At 51.1% G+C, this 15964-nt stretch carries 16 protein-coding genes; 3 read left to right on the top strand and 13 right to left on the bottom strand.

Features of this window, described 5'->3' with window-relative positions; all coding sequences use genetic code 11:
• Positions 1–13: 13 nt before the first annotated feature.
• Positions 14–1540, bottom strand: coding sequence for a bifunctional NUDIX hydrolase/phosphatase PAP2 family protein (locus SPK40_RS05995; protein WP_330959753.1), 1527 nt, complete (start codon positions 1538–1540; stop codon positions 14–16).
• Between the two features lie 185 nt (positions 1541–1725).
• Here SPK40_RS05995 and SPK40_RS06000 point away from each other — a divergent pair, with 185 nt between their 5' ends.
• A complete protein-coding gene (locus SPK40_RS06000) occupies positions 1726–3390 on the top strand; it encodes a VRR-NUC domain-containing protein (protein ID WP_330959754.1) in 1665 nt (554 codons plus the stop codon).
• Positions 3391–3511: 121 nt separating this feature from the next.
• Positions 3512–4354 carry a pirin family protein gene (locus tag SPK40_RS06005; protein ID WP_330959755.1) on the top strand — a complete coding sequence of 281 codons (843 nt, stop codon included), beginning with the start codon at positions 3512–3514 and terminating at the stop codon, positions 4352–4354.
• Between the two features lie 17 nt (positions 4355–4371).
• On the opposite strand, the gene SPK40_RS06010 is transcribed toward SPK40_RS06005, so the two are convergent.
• Together SPK40_RS06010 and SPK40_RS06015 are read right to left on the bottom strand one after the other, a co-directional pair.
• Positions 4372–4845 carry a DUF2947 domain-containing protein gene (locus SPK40_RS06010; protein WP_330959756.1) on the bottom strand — a complete coding sequence of 158 codons (474 nt, stop codon included), beginning with the start codon at positions 4843–4845 and terminating at the stop codon, positions 4372–4374.
• 296 nt (positions 4846–5141) lie between these two features.
• On the bottom strand, positions 5142–5360 hold the full coding sequence (locus SPK40_RS06015) for a hypothetical protein (protein WP_248139582.1): 219 nt from the start codon (positions 5358–5360) through the stop codon (positions 5142–5144).
• A 453-nt stretch (positions 5361–5813) separates the two neighbouring features.
• Between SPK40_RS06015 and SPK40_RS06020 the strand changes: the two genes are divergently transcribed.
• On the top strand, positions 5814–6596 hold the full coding sequence (locus SPK40_RS06020) for a DUF3108 domain-containing protein (RefSeq protein WP_330959757.1): 783 nt from the start codon (positions 5814–5816) through the stop codon (positions 6594–6596).
• 3 nt (positions 6597–6599) lie between these two features.
• Here the strand turns inward: SPK40_RS06020 and SPK40_RS06025 are convergent, their stop codons facing one another.
• The 10 genes from SPK40_RS06025 to SPK40_RS06070 form a co-directional block, all read right to left on the bottom strand.
• Positions 6600–6851 (bottom strand): hypothetical protein, encoded by a 252-nt coding sequence (locus SPK40_RS06025; protein ID WP_248139579.1) that lies wholly within the window; start codon positions 6849–6851, stop codon positions 6600–6602.
• A complete protein-coding gene (locus SPK40_RS06030) occupies positions 6844–7404 on the bottom strand; it encodes a gamma-glutamylcyclotransferase family protein (protein WP_330959758.1) in 561 nt (186 codons plus the stop codon). Before SPK40_RS06030 ends, SPK40_RS06025 begins: the two co-directional genes overlap by 8 nt.
• 28 nt (positions 7405–7432) lie before the next feature.
• Positions 7433–8359: a biotin-dependent carboxyltransferase family protein gene (locus SPK40_RS06035; RefSeq protein WP_330959759.1), complete on the bottom strand. Its 927-nt coding sequence runs from the start codon at positions 8357–8359 to the stop codon at positions 7433–7435.
• Positions 8341–9039: a 5-oxoprolinase subunit PxpB gene (pxpB, locus tag SPK40_RS06040; protein WP_330959760.1), complete on the bottom strand. Its 699-nt coding sequence runs from the start codon at positions 9037–9039 to the stop codon at positions 8341–8343. The genes SPK40_RS06035 and pxpB overlap by 19 nt, the downstream gene beginning before the upstream one ends.
• A complete protein-coding gene (locus SPK40_RS06045; protein WP_248139572.1) occupies positions 9036–9776 on the bottom strand; it encodes a 5-oxoprolinase subunit PxpA in 741 nt (246 codons plus the stop codon). Before SPK40_RS06045 ends, pxpB begins: the two co-directional genes overlap by 4 nt.
• Positions 9777–9930: 154 nt before the next feature.
• Complete coding sequence (locus tag SPK40_RS06050; protein ID WP_330959761.1) at positions 9931–10425, bottom strand: hypothetical protein; 495 nt, start codon at positions 10423–10425, stop codon at positions 9931–9933.
• Positions 10426–10576: 151 nt separating this feature from the next.
• The gene (gene efpL, locus SPK40_RS06055) at positions 10577–11149 is read right to left on the bottom strand and encodes an elongation factor P-like protein EfpL (protein ID WP_248139568.1); all 573 of its coding nucleotides are present in this window, start codon (positions 11147–11149) and stop codon (positions 10577–10579) included.
• 168 nt (positions 11150–11317) lie between these two features.
• Complete coding sequence (locus SPK40_RS06060; RefSeq protein ID WP_330959762.1) at positions 11318–13507, bottom strand: DUF7151 family protein; 2190 nt, start codon at positions 13505–13507, stop codon at positions 11318–11320.
• 338 nt (positions 13508–13845) lie between these two features.
• Entirely contained in the window at positions 13846–14862 is a 1017-nt protein-coding gene (gene adhP, locus SPK40_RS06065) for an alcohol dehydrogenase AdhP (RefSeq protein ID WP_248139565.1), read from the bottom strand.
• Between the two features lie 204 nt (positions 14863–15066).
• Entirely contained in the window at positions 15067–15915 is an 849-nt protein-coding gene (locus SPK40_RS06070; protein ID WP_330959763.1) for a hypothetical protein, read from the bottom strand.
• Positions 15916–15964: the final 49 nt, after the last annotated feature.

Genomic DNA, 15964 nt, shown 5'->3' on the forward strand with positions numbered 1-15964 from the left:
GACACGACGCCATTTACTGCTTCGGTTCAGGTTCTGCCAGCAATCTCAGCAGGACTGATGATCCGGCAACCAGCCAGAGCGCGAGCAGGAAAGCGCCCACAGCACGCAGGCTTAAAATAATCGGGCTCACCGAGCTGGCATTCGCCAGCTTCATTGAACCATAGGCAATCCCTCCGGCACCCAGCAACAGACAAGTAGCCACAAGGAAATGACGGGTAACCGAGAGATTCAGCGTCCGTTTCGGCAGCGCGTCGAGACTGAGAAAAACTCCAAGAGAAACGGCAAACAGATAGGTATGCTGCGGCAGTTGCGTCATGCCTGCGGCAATCCCGGTCAAGACCGTAATCCCCAGCCAGATGGACTTACCCCGAATCGTCTCCGGCGTGATCAGACGGGCACAGGCAACGAGCAGCAAAATGCCGATCAAAATGGCTGCCAGAGTATCACTGATAAAATGAACGCCATACCAGACCCGCGCCATCGCCTGTCCCAGCACCAGAACAACCAAAAAAAGCAGGCCGGCTTTAGCTCGATGCCAGGACCTGGTTGCACAAAACCTCAGCCAGAGCATTCCCCAAATGACAGTCGCCAGCAGGGTGTGACCACTCGGAAAGCCATAGCCATAAGCTTCTCCGTTTTGCAGATCCGGGATCAGGTAAAAAGGTCTCGGCGAATGCAATACATCTTTCAGCCAGGTCGAAAGCAGGATCGCCATCACCGCAGCCGCAACCAGCTGCAGCATGGCAACCGGCCCCTGAAGTGAAGCGACAGCCACAATCAGCAAGAAGACAAACCAATACTCTCCCGGCAGATTCATCAGCCACATCAGGCTTTCCAAGATAGTTCGGGCAGCCTCAGGTAACGCCTTTCCCCACGCCTGAAATGCCTGAATCACAGGCAGTTCGGCCTGATGTAACCGGTTCGCATGTGCGCTGAGGTCAGTGAAAAAAACGACGTCACTTTCCGGTGTTGCCTGCATCCACTGATAGAGATATTCCAGATCTCCGGAATAACGGTATTCCCCGTCCGCCAGCACCAGCGGCGACATCAGGTAAACTTTCTTGATTTCGGAGCCGAAGTGCTGTGCATGCCAGGATGCCACATCATGACGCTGAAAATTATCAGGCCGTTCAGCCACCAGGATCGGCTGTTTCGTGACACAGGCGAAAATCGCCGCTCTGTCGCGATACTGCAGCAATTGGACCACATCGACATCTAATCCGGTTTCTTCTTTGGCCTCCCGCTGGGCTGTCACGCTGGCAGGATCGCGGTTATCAATATAACCGCCGGGGATCGACAGTTTCTGCGAGATCACCTCAGAGACCATAATCATCTTTTTACCGTGCCGGATAACACAGGCGGCGCCAACCAGATCCGTCGGCTGTTCGGGCAGTGAGGACGGCTGAAGGCTGATATTCTCAGTTATTGCCTCTGCCTCTGTCGCACCCGCAACACGAGGCATCAGTAATCCTCCGAACACAAATAAAGTCAGCACAAAGAGGACAAGGACATACTGATAAGGATCACGCTGTCTGATCACAGGAAACCTTTGCTATATAACAATTACCGTAAAAGATTTTAACAATGTGTGATATTTGCCACCATGAAAAAAGCCTTAGTGTGTGAAGCTATGGTAATTTCATGTGAATGCATCCCGTACTGGCGTTTTACAACCGCGTATGAAATTTCGACAATACCCAGTCCCAGATGACCGGTGAAACCACAATGGCCCAAAGCTCCCCGACGGTTCTTGCAACCGACTATTACCGCGATAATTTTGAGATTCTCCTGAATACCGTGCACCGGCAATATCAGGACTTACTCAGCCAGTCGGAACGGAACTGGGTCAGTACTTACTTTGCTTTGCCCGTCAACGCGAAGCTGCTCTACATCCGGCTGTTGTCCCGGAAAGGTCTCTTCTTCCGTATCAGCAAACTCCGGTATCCGGAAATCAGCCCGATGCATCATGCTGTTGAGTCACTGGAAGCATGTGGTTTCATCACCGTAAACCGGTCTGACTGGCCAATGGCCGCATTACTGTCATTATTTACCAAACCCGAGCTGCTCAACCGCTTTCATGCCGCTACCTGCCATGAATTATGGGACAAAAATAAGACGCTGAAACAAACTCGTAAGCCCGAACTGATCGAAGCACTGCTTTCTGCCGATCTGACATTATCCGCTTTGCAGGAAACCATCGTTCATGTTGAACATCAGGCACACCTGACCACATTTCTGCTGCTGTTTTTCGGAAATCAGCATCAGGATATGAGCCAGTTTGTCCTGGCTGATCTGGGGCTGCACCAGTTTGAGCAATACAAAACAGACACAACGACCCGGCTGTTTCAGCAACGCCATCACATTCTGCAATGGCTGTCGCTGGAAACGATCGCCCGGCAGTATGACGAGATCTGCGACAGGAAAGAGAACAAAGACACTGACACACTGGTTCAATTGACCCGGAAACTGCCCGGCCCCCTGTACTGGCAGCCGCTGGAAAGGCGCCGGCAACGACTGCTCAACCGGATTGGCCGTGATCTGGAGCGTCAGGGCCGTGATGATCTGGCGTTGTACCTTTACCGGCAAAGCACTCTGCCGCCCAGCCGTGAACGACAGGTGCGCATTCTGGATAAACTGAATCGTCACCACACCGCTCTGGCTATCAGTGAAACCATGGAACGCTTGCCTCACAATGAAGAAGAGCTGGAAGTCGGACAACGACTGAGCATCAAACTGCGCCGGACATTGGCTCTGCCATACGAAAATATCAGCAAAGATAACTTCTCTCAGGAAACGCTGACCCTGCCCGCCACCAGCCAGCGCGTTGAACTGGCTGTTGCAGAGGATTACCGGCAACAGGGATGGCAAGTGTATTACACAGAGAATGCCCTGCTCTGCGGTCTGTTTGGCCTGGCTTTCTGGGATATTATCTTCGCGCCGGTACCGGGTGCTTTCCTGAATCCTTTTCAGCGCGCCCCCCGGGATATGTACCACAGTGAATTCAGTGAGCGCCGGCAGTCACAACTTGCAACCCGGCTGGAAGCTATCCGCTCAGACCGCTGGCACGACTGGCTGAACGTCTTTGAACAGAAAACCGGCATCAGTAATGACTGGGTTAACTGGTCGCTGCTGTCCCCGGACCTGATCACTCAGACGGTGGATTGTTTAAACGGAGCGCAGCTTCACGCAATTTTGTCCCGTCTGCTGTTCGACCCGCGGCACAATCGCAGTGGCCAGCCGGACCTCGTGATGTTCAAAAACGGGCACATCAAATGGGTGGAAGTGAAAGGTCCGGGAGACACACTCCAGCCAAATCAGAAACGCTGGTTGCGCCTTTTTCAGCAGCTGGATCTGGACGCCAGGATTAACCATGTTCTCTGGCAAATGTGAACTGACTCAAGGAAGGTAAAATTGCCGTCAATTTTAGAAAACAATGGTGTTCGAATAGTCGTTTAAAGCTTGTATGAACTAAGCTCTATTCACCAGCAGTACAGATTTCAGTGGTGCGATCATGAAAGCGACAAGAACGATCAATAAAATCCGCTACGGTCGGAAATCCGGCCCCATGACAGCCTACATTTATCACGATAATCTGACTGAACTGAATCCATTTGTCCTCTGGGATCATTTTGATGCCAACGGCATCAAAGAAGAAACCGGGCTCGATTTCCACGGGCATTCCGGTATAGAAGCCTTCAGTTACCCTGTCACTGGAACCCTACACCATACAGACTCCTGTGGATGCTCCGTAACCATGCGAACCGGTGATATCCAGGTGATGACCACTGGGCGGGGCGTGATCCACAAAGACACCATGCAGCCGCTGGGCGGACGTGCCGAATCCTTTGCGCTCTGGACAGCACTCCCGGCAGGGGATCAGGAAATGGCGGAAGCCGCCAGTCAGTACACCAGTACAGACAGTCTGCCGCAGGTTGAAGAGATGGACGCAACGACGAAAGTCTTAATCGGACAATATAAAGACGCCACCAGTCCGCTGACATCCAGCATTCCCGTCACCTACCTGGATATTATGATTGCCCCGTATGGCGGCTGGTACTGGGAACCCGATGAACAGCAGGTATCCGGATTTGTGTATCTGCGCTCAGGTTCTGTCTATATCGGTGCCAATCAGCTGTATCCGCAACAGATGGGTATCCTGAATCCTTCTGCCCTGCCCATCCACATCAAGACCAGCCGGAAAGGGGCGAGGCTGTTTCTGGTGCTGGGCCAGCCGCTCGATCAGCCGCTGCTTTGCTCCGGCGGTTCAGTCCATTCCAATGAAGAGAACCTGCACCAGGGAAATGACACCATCTGCGCATTGATGGAAAGTCAGGCCGTGCATCAGCCGACCTGACCCGGCGCTCTGATGATTTACTCGCGGTGGCCAAACCGGCAGGTTCCGTCGGACTGAAACCAGACGGCCTGTGTTTTCTTTTTGGCGATCAGCAACGGGCCATCATCAAAGAACAGAAAGTTCTTCCAGTGTCGCTGAAATACAGCCCAGGTCGTTTCAATCAGATTATATTTCTCATAACAGAAATATACAGGCGTATTGTCTTCCCAGTTCAGGAACTCGGCCAGCGCTTCCGGCAGGGCTGGATCATCGCCGTCCCATGCCGTTTGCCAGTCTGTCTTTTCAATCCAGTTTTTATCCTGATTTGGCCAGTCTCCGCTTCCGAAATGATCGGCATCCGGGCTTTGCGCACTGATATGCTCTCGCCACAACGTCGCTGAACGCGCCTGAGTCAACGGTTTGATTTGAGCCAGATCCTCAGCCGAGACAGGCATAGATGCGTGCGTAAAAATCCACTTGCGGGAATAAGCGTTGATATCGATATAGTGCATGATCAAATTCGGAAAACAATGAGACCGGGAAATGTACCGCAGATAACGATGTGTTACCAGAAAGGGGCGAATTTTGTCAGGGAAAATCCAATGAAAAAGGCTGCGTTTCACTGCACGACAAGGGGCAGCCCCGGCAGGACTGACCCCGACACGTCATTCTCACTTATTTGATGCGACCGACCGGATTCAGTCTGGGATCAGTGTATTCACATCACACCGTGGCGGCATAGGATTTAATTTTTCCTAGCACCATCACCGGATGCTTTGTAAAACTGATCTGCTTTGGAGTTTTGGTCTTACTTCGCATTCCAGAAATTGCTGACCCAGCCACCCGCCTGTTCATCAAAATGATTCCCACTGAATAAGTGGTTGTCACCATTGTCAGTCACATGTGCTCTGGATTCCAATAACTGATAAATATGATTTGCCATAGGATCATCGCTGCCTTCAAGCCGTTTTCTGGTCGCAACCTCCTTAATAATTTGCAGCCGATAGGCACCGTTTGCCTTCTTCATCCTGTCCTCCCACGCTCTTTTCGTTCACTTTGCTTCAGGTACATGCCGCAAGGGCTCATAAAACATAGGTTCGGACCTCAAAAGCGTCAAATTTTCGACATCTCATTGTCACATTGATTTGCTAAGGCCGAAAAACAGAACAAACCACTTTTCAGTCAATTAGCGTTTTCTGCTGCTCTGAAGGTGGCAGCCTATCGCGTGGGACTTCATTTAAGTGACTGAATTTCATGACCTCGTACTGACATAAAAACTTCATACAATGGATATGCTGTCGCCATGTATTGTCAGACAATAGAGAGCAGGTATCTGGGCTTTTTCCTGACTGACATTGTACTCAGCCGGAACTCAACCGGCGTGCAGATTGTCTCAGCAATGGATAACAACAATCGTTCGATCTGCTAAGTTAATTAGGTGACCTGTTGTATGGTTGCAACCAGACTCTGGGGAGGTTTTGTGAGTCGTTTGATTTTGTCTGCTTTCCTGACGTTCAGCATGGCGTCATCTGCTGCCATGGCATCTCCACCCGTGGAATGGCACCAGTGTGTCAAAACGCTCACCTACGATCTTTATTACGGCAGCCATAAAATCGGCTTTTTTGAGCGTAAGCTCAGCTGGGAAAACAATCAGCAGGTCGAAATCCGCTCCCGCAGTAAATTGTCGGCTTTGGTGATGAAAACAAATTTTGAACAGCAAACGCGATTAGTCTGGTCCGACTTAAAAAATTCCTTCATTACGCAGTCTTTCAATCGCACCATTACGGGTCTGCTGGATGGCACCACACGCGGTCAGTTTAATCAGGACGGGACTCGTTCAGACATCGTCAATGATGGTGAGAAAATGAGTTTCAACAGCAGTGATCTGCCGTTGCTGGATGTGGAAGCGGTTGCCAGCCAGATGCGGCTGAACCTGATTCAGGGAAAGAAAACCTTTGACTTCAAAATGCAGGAGTCGGACGACGTCAGCCATTACTACTTCCGAGTCGCCGGAGAGGAAACACTGAATACGAACTACGGTAAAGTGAAGGCGATTCGGGTCGAACAAATCAAAAAGCCCGACCGAGTCGTTAATCTCTGGTTCTCACCTGAACTGGATTACCAGCTGGTCCGGGGAACATATAAACGCAAAATCCTGGATCTGAAAGCCGTCCTGAGAAACAAGCGCGAGCACTGTCCTCAAACCTATTTCACCAGCAATCTCAGTGAGATGACTGCGCAATCAGGTGCCATGGAGCCCTGATGTTTATTTCTGAAACGCTTTTCCGCCAATGACTTTCAATGCCGGAGTCCCCCGAATCAGGGTGTCTCTGGCAAAAGGCTGCTCACAGCCCGGGCAATGACAAGGGACGCGCGTATAATCTTTGACGATGCGTTCCTTGAAACACTTAACCAGGGCCCCCTTTCCGCCTTTGCGGTACTTCAACAGTAAAGTCCTGCACTGGCTGCAAAAGATTTCGACTGTTTTCTCCGGCCCCTTTTTATTGGGTTTAGCCATGTGTCCGCACCGGGTGGATCAGACGGTCAATCACCGGAAGGTGCGCCGCTTCAACTCCGGCCAGATTGCCGTACTTCGGTGCTTTGCGATCGTTTTCCAACGGGTGATGCCAGCCGGAAGTAGTATCAATGAAGGTTCGGGCAAAAGCATCAGAAATAGACAAACACCCTGCCAGAACCGTATCGACATATGTTTGCATGATCGGGTTGAGCTGACACGGCGGAGCCGGGTTTGTTTTCACATAGACCCAGACCGGCGCATCAAATTTCAGAATCTCGTGCTGTGTGATATGGGCCGGATCAACCTCCATACGAGTGTATCCCCTTTCCCTGTGGTCAAAATGCATCAGAGCATCTTCTTCGACTTTCACCAGCACGCCGTTACAGCGTCCTTCCCCGGGCATCGCCACCAGCGGCGAAATGCTGTAGGTCCTGTCAACTTTGCCCCAATGGCGTTCTAAACCATCCACAACAGCGGGAACAGCCTGACCCGTCTGGCCAGTTCGCTGGCGGGATGCGCGATTAATTAAACTACCGTAGCCAAAGATGTACATCGAATCCTCCAGGAAAGGTACACAACCCCTAATATGGCAACCCGAAAAAATGTGAGAAACGTTGCCATGCTTTGCGCAATGATACCAAATCGCCGCGAATAAATCGGATGTCTTTTCCCGGCCGGGCCTGTGCCAGTCTGGGCAAATCAATACGGGCCACGCATCCCAGTTTGGGGTACCCGCCTAAAGTCTGCCGGTCATTCAGCAGAACAATCGGCTGCCCGTTCGGCGGAATCTGTACTGCGCCCAGTGCGATGCCTTCAGACACAATTCCCGCAGGCCCTCCCAGAATCGCGCTGCCTTCCAGCCGGCAGCCCATGCGATCACTTTCCGGCAGCACATGGTAGTGATTATCAAAGAATTGATTGCGGGCATCAGGCGGGAATAAATCCCACTGCGACGAAACCATTAAATGCAGTTCAGCCGGGCTGTCATAGTCAGGAATAAAACGGGGCGGCACATATCGGGGACGATGGCGAATCTGACTTGGACGAATAGGCAGGTGATCTCCCTGTCTCAACGCTCTGCCTTCAACACCCCCGATCTCATTGCGAACCACAGTGGCGCGGCTGCCGAGAACACGGGGAACATCAATGCCGCCCTGAATCGCCAGATAGGCACGCAAACCGCTACGGGCATAGCCCAGCTGGAGGGTTTGCCCCTTACGCATGACGAAAGTCGCCCAAGTGCCGACCGATTCACCATCCAGGCTGGCCTGCATTTCTGCACCGGTCAGGGCACATTCAATATCCGCATGCGCCTTGAAACTGGCCTGCCCTACCGTAATTTCCAGCTGAGCACAGTCCATCGGGTTCCCCAATAGATAATTGGCCCAGCAATAAGCATGCAGATCTGCTGCGCCGCCCTGGCTTAAGCCCTGCCGGGCAACACCCAGCCTGCCGGTATCCTGTACCAGAGTGTGTGCCCCGGGACGCATTACTTCCAGTGTGGCCATATTTCCCCTCCGAGAGACTGAAAAGCAGTTCGGTCAACGGGTTGAAAACGCACCTGATCCCCGACCTGAAATGGTGTCATTGGCTCCTGTTCCGGGTTAAACAGGGATTTCGGACAATTCCCGATAATTTGCCAGCCGCCGGGAGACTGCGACGGATACACGGCTGTTTGCTGATTCGCGATCCCGACACTGCCGGGCGCGACACTGAGCCGGGGCTCTGCGTGACGCGGCATCGCAATGGCTTCATCCACGCTGGCTAAAAATGCAAAACCCGGCGCAAAACCAATGGCACAGACGGTATAAATCTGCCCGCTGTGCAGCGCAATCACCTCGTCGATACTCAAGCCTTTGACCTCCGCCAGTGAAACCAGGTCCGGGCCGACTTCAGGATGATAATAAACGGGTAATTCGATGAGTTTGCCGCCCGTGTGCCGGGACTTCCCCTGCCAGCGCTCATAACACAGCTGAACCCGCTCTCTGAGCAGGCGCTCCGTGACTTTATCCGGATGAAAATGAATCAGAATGGAAGTATAAGCAGGCACGATGTCAATCAGCTGATTCGTAAAGTCAGCATCTATCTGACTGGCAAGCCGGGCGATTAAAGGTGTCAGGTCGAGATCAATCTCATCGGCCAGCATAACCATCAGGCAGGTTTCAGAAACAGAATCGAATCGAATCATACCGTCATCGCCTTTCTGATATCGGCGATCGTGGCAATCGATTCAGGATTGTCACCATGCACACATAAGGTATCCGCCCGTAATGATAATATCCGGCCATTCAGCGTTGTGACGTGTCCGGACGCCAGCTCCAGTGCCTGCTGCCTGATTCTGTTGTTATCATGATGTACCGCACCGGGCTGGCTTCTGGCGACCAGTTTCCCCTGTTCATCGTAGGCACGATCAGCAAAGGCTTCGAACAGCAAACTGACCTGATATTGCTGTGCGATCGCCTCAATCGCACGGTTATCACGCTGTGCCAGCACCATCAGGCTCAGGGGAGTTGCTCGCTGGCGGTTCATTGCAGCCGTGGCTGTCAGAATCGCTTCCAGCACTGCCGGATTCCCCATCATGTCATGGTAAAGCGCACCATGTGGCTTCACATAAGCCACATGTCCGCCGTGCAGCTGACAGATTGCCTCCAGCGCACCGGTCTGATACGCCACCAGATGGCGAATTTCGACAGGGCTGTGAGGAATGCTGCGCCGTCCAAAACCGGGTTTATCGTCATAACCCGGATGCGCACCGATCATCACCTGATGCGCGACGGCACAGGCGACCGTTTCCGACATAATGTCAGGGTCTGAGGCATGAAAGCCGCAGGCAATGTTGGCCATATCAATCCAGGGCATGACCGCTGCGTCATTCCCCATTTGCCAGCAACCGAAGCTTTCACCCATATCACAATTCAGTTTCATGCAAATCCTTAGCGCTCGCTGAAATCATCCTACCTGATTCAATTATAACGAGTTTGCCAAACATTCACCCGAAGTCACAAGCAATGCCGTTTCGCAATGACAATACCGTCAGCTTATCCGGATCTTCCTTGCCGCTGAAATGAGACTTTTGAATCTAATCATTGAGGTACGTCACGCAAAGCTGACCGGCGTCCACTGTGTCGGGGAGTTCCTGAAGGGTTTTGGCCACAGCTCTTTCCCGGATCCCTTCGATGACCCGTATACCGGCACCTTCATCAGCGCGAAGGGAATTGATACTTTCAGGCAGGAAGAGCATCCACAAAATGCCGTAGAATTTATGAATCCGGCTAGAATCTTCCCGGCTGTAGAGCGTTTTTCCCTGATGCTCGATCGTTACTTTGCTCTCGACATGAGAAAGCCAGTACGTCGGGAGTAAACCCAGGGTATACATAGAAATCGTCCCGGCAATATTATCATCGCCGTAATCATTACCGGCATCGGTAGATACTTTCATCTGGTAAACGGACGGTGTATCACCGCAGTAGTCCACATAGCGATCCACAACAACGTCTTCGAGATCACCTCCCACATATCCTGCACATCCCTGAAGCAAAAAGAGTGTGATCAGGCCTGGTAGCATCCTTTTCATGAGCCGACCTTACTGTTGAGCAGGTATTCACAGTGTAAGCAAAGTTAGGTCGCTTAACATTGCCTTCCTGATGAACCCCCGGATAAAAAAACGGCCGCTCAGTGAGCAGCCGTCGAATCAAACATGCAGAAAGCTGTTCATGCAAAAAACATTACTTCTCTACACGGTTCATGTATTTGTGTTCCAGTGTGTTCACACGGATACGATCGCCATTGGCAATGTACTCAGGCACCTGAACTGTCAGACCTGTGCTCAGCACGGCAGGCTTGGTACGCGCACTTGCAGAAGCACCTTTGATAGACGGATCAGTTTCCACGATATCCAGATCAACAGTAGAAGGCAGCTCCAGTGCAACAGGTGCACCATTCACAACCAGCACGTGCAGACCCTGAATATCTTCCGTGATAAACAGACATTCTTCTTCAATCATCTCTTTATTGAAGTGATACGGCGTGTAATCTTCATTGTCCATGAAGATGTACTCTTCGCCGTCAATGTAAGAGAAAGACGCCGGATGGCGGCTGAAATCTGCCAGCGTGATGATGTCATCGGCCTTGAAGCTCACATCCGCTTTCGCGTTCGTCGCAACATCATACATACGCATACGGTACAGGCTGCTTCCGGCGCGGCCGCTTGGGGTTAACTTGCTAATTTCCTTAACAAAGTACACCTTACCTTCGTGTTCAATGGCTGCAGACTTTTTAATCTCACTCGCCTTTGGCATTGTCATAACTCCAATTAGTCGTTGGTCGCGAGAAAATAGCACGAAACGGCATGAAGACAAGTAGGCAACTGGAAAAAAGTGACCTTTCCGGTCACTTCATGCGGTCTGATGCAAAACCATCACATTTCAGCTGGCTTCAGCAGGTGAAACCAGCTGAAAATAAGACAGTCAGGGTGTTGTTTTTATGTACTGATAAGCGATATAAATTTGAGCCCCGACTGGCGGAATCGCAGTCCCGGTAAACACAACCGATTCTGATAACGGATAATACTGCCAACCGTCAGATGTACTTCTCGGGACATCAACACCGTCTACTTTCACCGCCAGAGATGACGACAGAATCTGATGGGTCGCAGCCAGTGACAATTTGTAGCCCGCACTGGTTGCCCCGGCGTTGTTGGCGACTGTGCTCATAAAGCTGTCATATTCAGAGATCTGATCGATATTCAGCACTTTCCCCAAAGTGGAAACCGCTAAATCATCATACTGACTGAGACTTGCATCACCGGGTTTTACGATGGCATACACACGGTAGCCGTTATCCACAAACAGGTTCTGGCTGGGATCAAACGGTTGTGGTGAACTCCCGTAGTGACTGGGTTCATCACTGACAATAACCACCGACAACGACGCCCCGACGCGCGGATAACCCGCCAGCGTGACTGTCCCCTGAACTGGATCCAATGCCTTCTCAGAGAAGTAGATACCCCGCTCATTTCCGCTGCCATAAATACCCGGAATGAAATCCGTCTCAATCTGGTTCACATCGCTGGTAAATCCGGTTCCTCTGAGCACATCTGAGTCTGTAGTAATGGTACCCACTTTGAAATCAATCCCTGAAGCGCCAATCGTATTGATAAAACTCTGCGTCATGCTGCTCAGCTTATTCTGTTCATCCGACATACTGCCTGAGTTATCAATCACGAACAGAAAATCAGCTTTTGAGGTTGTCTGCTCCACAGCCCGGAACCAGTCCGCCTGTAACTCCAGCGTACTGCCCAGCGCGGCACTGATATTTTCGGAGGTCGTGGCACTGATGACATCGGCGTAACGGCCAGCATTATTTTTACCGACCAGTGTCGCCGTGATGATCAGACTGTCCGCAGCCTGCGAGTAACTCACGACAATATCAAACTGAAAATCGGTGGCAGCCACTTCGGTGGAAGCGGGAGTTAACGCGTCAGTCGAACCGCCAATCTGATTCACTGCCATTTGCTGAAGCATAATTTGCAGCAGGTTCGTGGGCAGCATACTGCTGGTCAGCGTGATGTTGTAGCTCGCCGAGACATCCCCGCCATCCAGAATGGTCTGAGAATACTGATCGATGTGATCCCCGGCTGACGGCAGATTATTACTGACCGCATTCACCATTGATTGCAGAATCTGCTCGGCCGTTGTTCCCTGATTCAGCGCGCCACGTTCAGCCACAAAGCCTACCAGCTCAGTATTCTCCGGCGTCGGAATTGCAGCCAGCCTCAGCAATGCATTCGCCGGGGCCGGTTGCGGATTGCCGTAAATCACAGTCCCCGTGATATCCCCGGTCACAGAAGACATCGTAAAGTCATCCGGCAGGAATACCTGACGGGTATCCAGTGACACCGTCTGTGTTGCGGAAGGTGCCTGACTGACCGTAATCGTCACCGATTTTGTCTGCAGCACCAGTTTGCCGGAAGTGTCCTTTTTCTCGATGGACACGCGATAGGTATATTGCCCCAGCTCACTCCCGGCCTGCAGGTCGAGAATATTCTGCTCGTTCTGGCTTCTTGGCTGCAATATTTTGCCCGCTTCATCTTTCCAGACAATCGCATCGATCTCTGACGGATTGGTGATCGTGGCTTCCAGGACTGAACTGCCGTTAGCCAGAATCGTCGAAGGGGAGGCTGTCAGAGCGTTGATGACAGATTCTGGTGCATTGAGCGAACCATCACTGCAGAGGATCTGGGTGTCAGTCACTTCATCGCTGTCCAGCACACTGTTGGCATTTGTGTCGACACCCATGAATATTTTCTGCCCGCCTGCCGGACAGTTCACATCGTCTTTGGCAATAAAGGCAACCCCCACCAGCGCCTGATCAAAAATAGCGCTGCCTTCACCATCCGAACGCTGCTGACCGTTATTGCAAATATATTTGGAAGACACATATTCTGCTTCATCCAGCTGAGCATTTTGATTGTCATCATACCCCGCGATAATACGTAATCCGCCTGATGCGCAATGTTCGTTATTCACAGCCAGCACCTCTGTTCGGAGCAGTGCTGTTTTGGCGGTGCCGGACGGATCATCGTTGTCATCATCCCAGCAGGCCGTTAACGTGCCAGCCATCACGGCCAGCATTGCGACTTGAATTTTCCTTTTCATTTCTTCACCTAACACTTTGACATTGAACGGTTATTTTTTCTGAACAAATCACCGTCTGCTCCTGATCATTCAGGAGCACGTCAGACGTACATCAATTCGGAATGAGTTATCAGCTGCACAAAGCTCATAAGTGCAACTATGCAACGGAGTGTGGTCAATCCATGTAAGAAATGGAACATATAACGGATTTTCAGACGGTGAAATTCATAATTTCACCAATTTAATTTGATGTAATCGGTATTATTGACACGATATTGGCAGGACATTTTTAGCTGCGGGCAAAAAAATCCCCCTCGGCTTTCACCTGAGGGGGATATACGCAATCAGAAACGACGGATTCAGGATTCCAGATTCATCACAATCCGGCCTGTGATTTCACCTTTCATCATGTCATCGAAAATATCGTTGATATCTTCCAGCGCTTTGACTTCGGTAATGGCTCTCACTTTGCCTTCAGCGGCAAATTGCAGGCATTCCTGCAAATCTTGCCGGGTACCGACAATCGAACCAATCACTTTAATGCCGTTCAGCACGGTATCAAAAATCGGAATCGGCATTTCATCCGGCGGCAAGCCAACCAGTACGCAGCTGCCGCCACGACGGACAGAACGGTACGCCTCTTCGAACGCAGGTTTGGAAACCGCGGTACAGACCACACCATGCACGCCGCCCACCAGACGATGAATCGCTTCCGATGGTTTTTCTTTCATGAAATCGATGCAATGCTCTGCACCCAGCTCTTTTGCCAGCGCCATTTTCTCCGCACCGGTATCTACTGCAATCACGTTCATTCCCATGGCTTTGGCATATTGCACGGCCAGATGCCCCAATCCGCCTACACCAATCACAGCCACCCACTGACCCGGTTTTACCTCGGCCACTTTCAGTGCTTTATAGGTAGTGACACCAGCGCAGAACAAGGGTGCCGCATCGACATAAGACAGACCTTCGGGGATCTTCACCACATACTCACCGTGCGCCAGACAGTATTCTGCGTAACCGCCATCCACGGAGTAACCGGCATTATGCTGATCCAGACACAGGGTTTCCCGTCCGGACAAACAGTATTCACAATGGCCGCAAGCCGAATACAACCAGGGCACACCGACACGATCGCCAATCTTGAGATGATGGATCTCACTGCCCACCTGAACAATTTCGCCCACCCCTTCATGTCCCGGAACCAGCGGCATTTTCGGTTTCACCGGCCAGTCACCGTGACAGGCATGCAGATCGGTATGGCACACACCACAAGCATGAATTTTCACCAGCACATCGCGGGGTTTCACAGCGGGGACAGGGATGTCCTTAATGACCAGTTTCCCTTTGTATTCATTCACAACAGCAGCTTTCATCTATCCGGCTCCTTATACGTTATTGAAAAGCCATTGTTGAGGAAAGACTTCGGGCGGGCCTAGATCTGGATCAATATTCACCAGATTGAGTATGATCGGTCGTCGTTTGAATTGAGGATTTGTGAACACTGGCACATGCACCAGCGTTCACCAGTATCAGTTTTGATGAGCCACGACCGTGATCATCGGAAGCTGAGGGTTAGTTCAGTGTGGTGACCGTATGGTTTTCGTTGTCGACTTGATTGCCATCCTTCCTTCACCCATCGGAATAAACATCTCCATCACCATCCGGGTATCCATTTTCGACATGTAATGTAATTTGGTGTGATAAATGATGGACCCATCGCCACCGCCACTCGCCGATAGTCCTTTGCCCTCATCGGTGCTGACCTCTATCTGGTAACGGACATCAAAAAAGGCCAGATCTTCTTCGATTCTGTTTAAAGTAAACAACGTTTTAGTATTCATGGTCGCATTGCGCCCCTGACCGAAGGGTAAAGCGGTGGGAACGTCCATTGAAACCGTATCACCCACTTTCATTTTCTTCCCGTTCAGTTCATTCAATGAACCGAGCTGAGAAAATACAGTTTTGATGATTTCCTTCTGCTCTGCACTGATTGGCTTCCCTCGTGTACCTTCATAGATGAAATTGCCATCTTTGGTCCGGCGACCAGAGAAGATCACGCCTTCCATGGAGTTTTCATTTTGCGGCACTTCCTTCATCTCAGCCTGATTCATCGAAACGAACTGCCGGTTTTTCAGGATCGCCATTTCCACCGGATATGAACCATCTTCGGCGACTTTTCCGGTCGTGAATTTCTGAAGCTTCTCCACTCTGCTATCCGCAATGCTCGGCATTTTTCCGACCAGCTGCGGCGGCATCTGCCCATTATTTCCCTGATAGTTCATATACATCTGTGATTTCAGTTCATCCTGTATCGTAAATACAGTGTTCTCCATGTAAGAAAACTCCAGGGTAATCTCTTGCTGCGCATTCGCAGGAAAAGCCATCCACCCCGTCATCAGCAAGAAACAGACTGCTCTGATATTCATTGTCACCACTCATTTATATATGAACAAAAATGCACAACCCGGGAGTATA

This window comes from Photobacterium sp. 53610 (assembly GCF_036409375.1).
In the GTDB taxonomy this organism is placed as follows: Bacteria; Pseudomonadota; Gammaproteobacteria; order Enterobacterales; family Vibrionaceae; genus Photobacterium.

Coding starts and splice junctions, on each gene's coding strand:
- SPK40_RS06025 (WP_248139579.1), bottom strand. CDS start 6,851: ATGGCTAAACCCAATAAAAAGGGGCCGGAGAAAACAGTCGAAATCTTT.
- SPK40_RS06060 (WP_330959762.1), bottom strand. CDS start 13,507: ATGAAAAGGAAAATTCAAGTCGCAATGCTGGCCGTGATGGCTGGCACG.
- SPK40_RS06050 (WP_330959761.1), bottom strand. CDS start 10,425: ATGAAAAGGATGCTACCAGGCCTGATCACACTCTTTTTGCTTCAGGGA.
- SPK40_RS06010 (WP_330959756.1), bottom strand. CDS start 4,845: ATGCACTATATCGATATCAACGCTTATTCCCGCAAGTGGATTTTTACG.
- SPK40_RS06005 (WP_330959755.1), top strand. CDS start 3,512: ATGAAAGCGACAAGAACGATCAATAAAATCCGCTACGGTCGGAAATCC.
- adhP (WP_248139565.1), bottom strand. CDS start 14,862: ATGAAAGCTGCTGTTGTGAATGAATACAAAGGGAAACTGGTCATTAAG.
- pxpB (WP_330959760.1), bottom strand. CDS start 9,039: ATGATTCGATTCGATTCTGTTTCTGAAACCTGCCTGATGGTTATGCTG.
- efpL (WP_248139568.1), bottom strand. CDS start 11,149: ATGCCAAAGGCGAGTGAGATTAAAAAGTCTGCAGCCATTGAACACGAA.
- SPK40_RS06030 (WP_330959758.1), bottom strand. CDS start 7,404: ATGTACATCTTTGGCTACGGTAGTTTAATTAATCGCGCATCCCGCCAG.
- SPK40_RS06035 (WP_330959759.1), bottom strand. CDS start 8,359: ATGGCCACACTGGAAGTAATGCGTCCCGGGGCACACACTCTGGTACAG.
- SPK40_RS06070 (WP_330959763.1), bottom strand. CDS start 15,915: ATGAATATCAGAGCAGTCTGTTTCTTGCTGATGACGGGGTGGATGGCT.
- SPK40_RS06015 (WP_248139582.1), bottom strand. CDS start 5,360: ATGAAGAAGGCAAACGGTGCCTATCGGCTGCAAATTATTAAGGAGGTT.
- SPK40_RS06045 (WP_248139572.1), bottom strand. CDS start 9,776: ATGAAACTGAATTGTGATATGGGTGAAAGCTTCGGTTGCTGGCAAATG.
- SPK40_RS06000 (WP_330959754.1), top strand. CDS start 1,726: ATGGCCCAAAGCTCCCCGACGGTTCTTGCAACCGACTATTACCGCGAT.